Genomic DNA, 3,759 nt, shown 5'->3' with positions numbered 1-3,759 from the left:
GCCGTCGCGGGACCCGTCGGGGCCCCGTCCGACGTGCAGGCCTGGCTCGCGGGCGACGGCGCGCTCGCCCGGCGCCTGGCGACCCTCGCCCCGCTCGTGCTCGACGCCGCCGAAGCCGGAGACGACGTCGCCGCCGCGATCGCGACCGAGGCCGTGCGCCTGCTCACCACCAGCGCGGTCGCCGCCTCCGCCGTCACGACCGACGTGGCCGTGCACGGCGGGCTCGCCGATCACGCCTGGTTCCGCGACACCCTGAGCTCCTCCCTGCGTGCGGCCGGCCGTCGTGTCGTCCCGGCGCGGGGCGATGCCCTGGCCGGCGCGCTGCTGCTGACCCGCCGCGTCGACCTCCCTCACGAAAGGTTCGTGCACCGTGCCGAATGACGACTCCCGCCTCGCCGCCCTCCTCTCCGTCCTGGAGACGCTCGACACCGAGGCGTCGACGACCGAGCGCGGCGACCTCGACCTGCTCGAGACGACCGAGCTCGTGCGCCGCATGAACGCCGAGGACCGCCGGGTGCCCGAGGCCGTCGCCGAGCGGACGGCCGAGATCGCCGCCGCGGTCGACGGCATCACGGAGCGGTTCCGCCGCGGGGGACGCCTGATCTACATCGGCGCGGGGACGGCCGGGCGCATCGGCGTGCTCGACGCCAGCGAATGCCCGCCCACCTTCGGCACCGACCCCTCCATGGTGGTCGGCCTGATCGCGGGCGGCGAGACCGCGATCCGCTCCGCCGTCGAGAACGCCGAGGACGACGAGGAGGCCGCCGGAGACTCGCTGCGCGCGCTCGACCTCACCGAGCGCGACACGGTGGTCGGCATCTCCGCGTCCGGTCGCACGCCGTACGTCGTCGGTGGGCTCGAGTACGCCCGCAGCGTCGGCGCGCTGACCGTGGCGATCGCGTCGAACGCGAACTCGGCGATCGGCGCGGTGGCCGACATCCCGATCGAGGTCGTGACCGGGCCCGAGTTCATCTCCGGCTCCACGCGCCTGAAGTCGGGCACGGCGCAGAAGCTCGTGGTCAACATGCTCACCACGCTCTCCATGATCAAGCTCGGCAAGACGTACCGCGGCGTCATGGTCGACCTGCTCGCCACCAACGAGAAGCTGCACGCGCGGTCGATCCGCACCGTGTCGCAGCTGTCGGGGGTCGGCGTCGACGAGGCCGCCTCGGCACTGCAGCAGGCGCAGGGCTCGGTCAAGCTCGCCCTGCTCATGCTCGCCACGGCTGCTCCCGCCGAGACCGCCGCGACCGCGCTCGCCGGTGCCGACGGCATCCTCCGCGACGCGATCTCCGCCCTCGCCTGACCCCCGCCCGCGACGGATGCGGGCGGAGGACGCGGCTCGTCAGTGGCCGCAGGTGCAGTCCGCCCCGCCGCCGCAGCACGACGAGGCCGCGGCGCCGCCGTGGGCCTGCGACGACTCGGGCACGTCCATCGCCGGGTTCTGGTCGAGGAAGCCGTAGGGCTTGAACCAGAAGCCCGCATAGTCGACGGGCATGATCGGCCAGTCCTCCGGGCGGGGGAAGTGCGTGAGGCCGAACGTGTGCCACAGCACCAGATCTTCGCCGTCGATGCGACGGTCGCCCGCGCTGTACTCGGGGAGGCCGGAGCCGCCCTGGTGCGCGTTGGGGTAGCGGCCGGCCGGCCAGATCTGCCCGTGCTCGTAGCGCGTCGCCCACAGGTGCTTGGTCGCGAACGTCGCCCGCGCCGCCACCGACGAGGCGGGGTCGGCCATCAGCAGTGCGGTCGGCTCCGGCACCAGGTGGTAGGCAGTGGGTCGGCCGACGTGGTTCGTGCGCGAGGCGCTCTGCACCTCCCACACCCGGGCGACCGAGGTGTCGGCCTCGCGCTGTGCGGCGTGCTCGGTCTCCAGCACCGTCTCCGACCAGGAGAACGCGTTGCCGAAGGGGTTCTCCGGTCCCATCGGCACCCGCTGCGCGTCGACCTCGACGAGCCGGTTGTCGGAGCCGTCGATCGCCACGTCGAGCCGGGCGCAGAAGAGGTGCTGGTGCACGGGGGCGAACACCCCTGGCGCGAGCTCGGTGGCGTGCTTCTGCCGCACGCCCGGCTCCCCGGCGCCCGCGAACACGATGCCCGTGGCCTTGGCGACCACCTCGATCGAGCCGTCCAGTCCGAAGTTCCAGTAGAAGCCGTAGTCGTAGTTGCCGATCGTGGAGAAGTACGACACCACGAAGCGCCGGGAGCGCCGCACGTCGGACCGGCCCGCGAGATCGGTGTGCTTCCACAGGATCCCGAAGTCCTCCTCGTGCATGCAGATCACGTTCGGGATGCGCACCGGGTGGCCGTGGTCGTCGGCGACGTAGCCGTCGAGGTAGCGGATCACGCCGAGGCAGTCGCACCCCAGTTCCAGATGGTTGGCGTTCTTGCCGAGCAGGTACTCGCCCGCGTCGAAGTAGCTGATCCAGAATCGCCCGGGGGCCGTGTCGCCGTAGGGCACCACCATCTCGGGCACGCTCGCGCGGTGCAGCACGGAGCGCCCCTGGAACGAGACGTCGTGCAGCACGAGGCCCTCGCGGGCGTTGAAGCCGACGCGCATCGACCAGCCCTCCCACTCGACGAGCGAGCCGGACACGTGGAAGCTCGTGCCCTGCGGCTGGGTGATCTCGATGGGCGTGAGCGTCGTGCGCGCCTCGCCCTGCACCTCGGGGTAGTAGTTGCCGTGACCGGCGGGCACCGGCACATCCCCCTCGTCCTCCACGCGGATCACGCTGTTCGCGGTGAGGTCGATGTGCACGATCAGACCCTCGACCGGGTGTGCCCACGGCGAGTCGTTCTCGTCGTACTTGAGGAAGGTGAGCGAGCGGATGACGCGGCGGCCCACCTCGTCGGCGCGACCCGTGTAGCCGGGGGCGAGGGGGGAGCAGAACGCGAGGTCGATGTGCTCCGCGAGGCCCCGTCGCTCCATGGCGGCCCGCCACTCGGGCGACGCCTTCGCGATGGCCTCTGCCCGCTCGTACTCCTCGAACAGGTACTGCGGCTGACCGTACGGCGGGGCGTCGTTGGGCACGCGCTCGCTGCGCACGATCTCCCCGCGCGTGATCGACACGATCACCTCGGTGGCGACGCCCGTGGCGGTGTCGAGCAGCGTCACGTCGGCGCGGCGATCGATGGGGGAGCCGGGGCTCCACGCCGCGAGCTCCTCCTTGGTGGCCTCGTCGGGCAGCAGCATCGGCACGCGGGTGGTCTCGGTCATCAGTCCGGCCGCCTCCAGCACCGCGCGGGCGGCGGCGATCTCGGCACCGGTGAGCGGGTCGAGCGGGTGCGGAACCGCGATCTTCTCGACGGAGACGGGCTGCGGGGCGTGGTGGGACATCGTCGACCTCACTATTTTCGAGCAAACGCTCAAGAAACGGGATGGCACGATGATAGGCCGCGCGGACGCGCGTGCACAAGCGCCGGCTCGCGGGTCAGGCGCGCCAGGGGGCGAGGATGCCGTCGAGCACTGCGAGGTGGGCCGCGGCGGGCTGCGGCTCGGTCACCTCGACGATCTGCTGGCCGTACGTGATGGAGCGCAGCAGTGCCATGACCGCCGCGGTGGGCGTCTGCGGCCGCAGCTCTCCGTCGTCGACCGCCTCCTGCAGGGCCTCGCGGATGCTGTCCTGCCAGGTCGCGAGGGTCGGGGAGGCCGCGTCGGGCGCGGGGGCGAGCGTGGCCAGGCGCCCCCAGAACCCCACCACGACGTGCGCCTCGGTGCGGGTGCGCTCGTCGACCGGCAGCACCTCGCGCATCAGGGCGTCG

Annotated in this window: 2 protein-coding genes and 2 pseudogenes; 2 read left to right on the top strand and 2 right to left on the bottom strand. The window is 72.4% G+C overall.

All coding sequences use genetic code 11. From position 1 onward, the window contains the following. A pseudogene (locus DW309_RS19485) lies at positions 1 to 381 on the top strand (ATPase); the annotation flags it as partial. Beyond that, on the top strand, positions 371 to 1,306 hold the full coding sequence (gene murQ / locus DW309_RS08490; protein WP_136029015.1) for an N-acetylmuramic acid 6-phosphate etherase: 936 nt from the start codon (positions 371 to 373) through the stop codon (positions 1,304 to 1,306). The pseudogene DW309_RS19485 and the gene murQ, both read left to right, overlap by 11 nt. A gap of 39 nt (positions 1,307 to 1,345) precedes the next feature. Here the strand turns inward: murQ and DW309_RS08485 are convergent, their stop codons facing one another. Together DW309_RS08485 and DW309_RS08480 are read right to left on the bottom strand one after the other, a co-directional pair. Next, positions 1,346 to 3,334, bottom strand: coding sequence for a primary-amine oxidase (locus DW309_RS08485; RefSeq protein WP_205812690.1), 1,989 nt, complete (start codon positions 3,332 to 3,334; stop codon positions 1,346 to 1,348). A 94-nt stretch (positions 3,335 to 3,428) separates the two neighbouring features. Continuing rightward, positions 3,429 to 3,759, bottom strand: a pseudogene (locus tag DW309_RS08480) (TetR family transcriptional regulator C-terminal domain-containing protein); the annotation flags it as partial.

The sequence above is a fragment of the Microbacterium sp. K41 genome, from assembly GCF_004794395.1.
Taxonomy (GTDB): Bacteria; Actinomycetota; Actinomycetes; order Actinomycetales; family Microbacteriaceae; genus Microbacterium; species Microbacterium sufflavum.
This window is presented reverse-complemented; position numbering and strand designations above follow the sequence as displayed.

What these genes read in the sequence shown, in the direction of transcription:
- DW309_RS08485 (WP_205812690.1), bottom strand. Translation starts at nt 3,334, where the DNA reads ATGTCCCACCACGCCCCGCAGCCCGTCTCCGTCGAGAAGATCGCGGTT.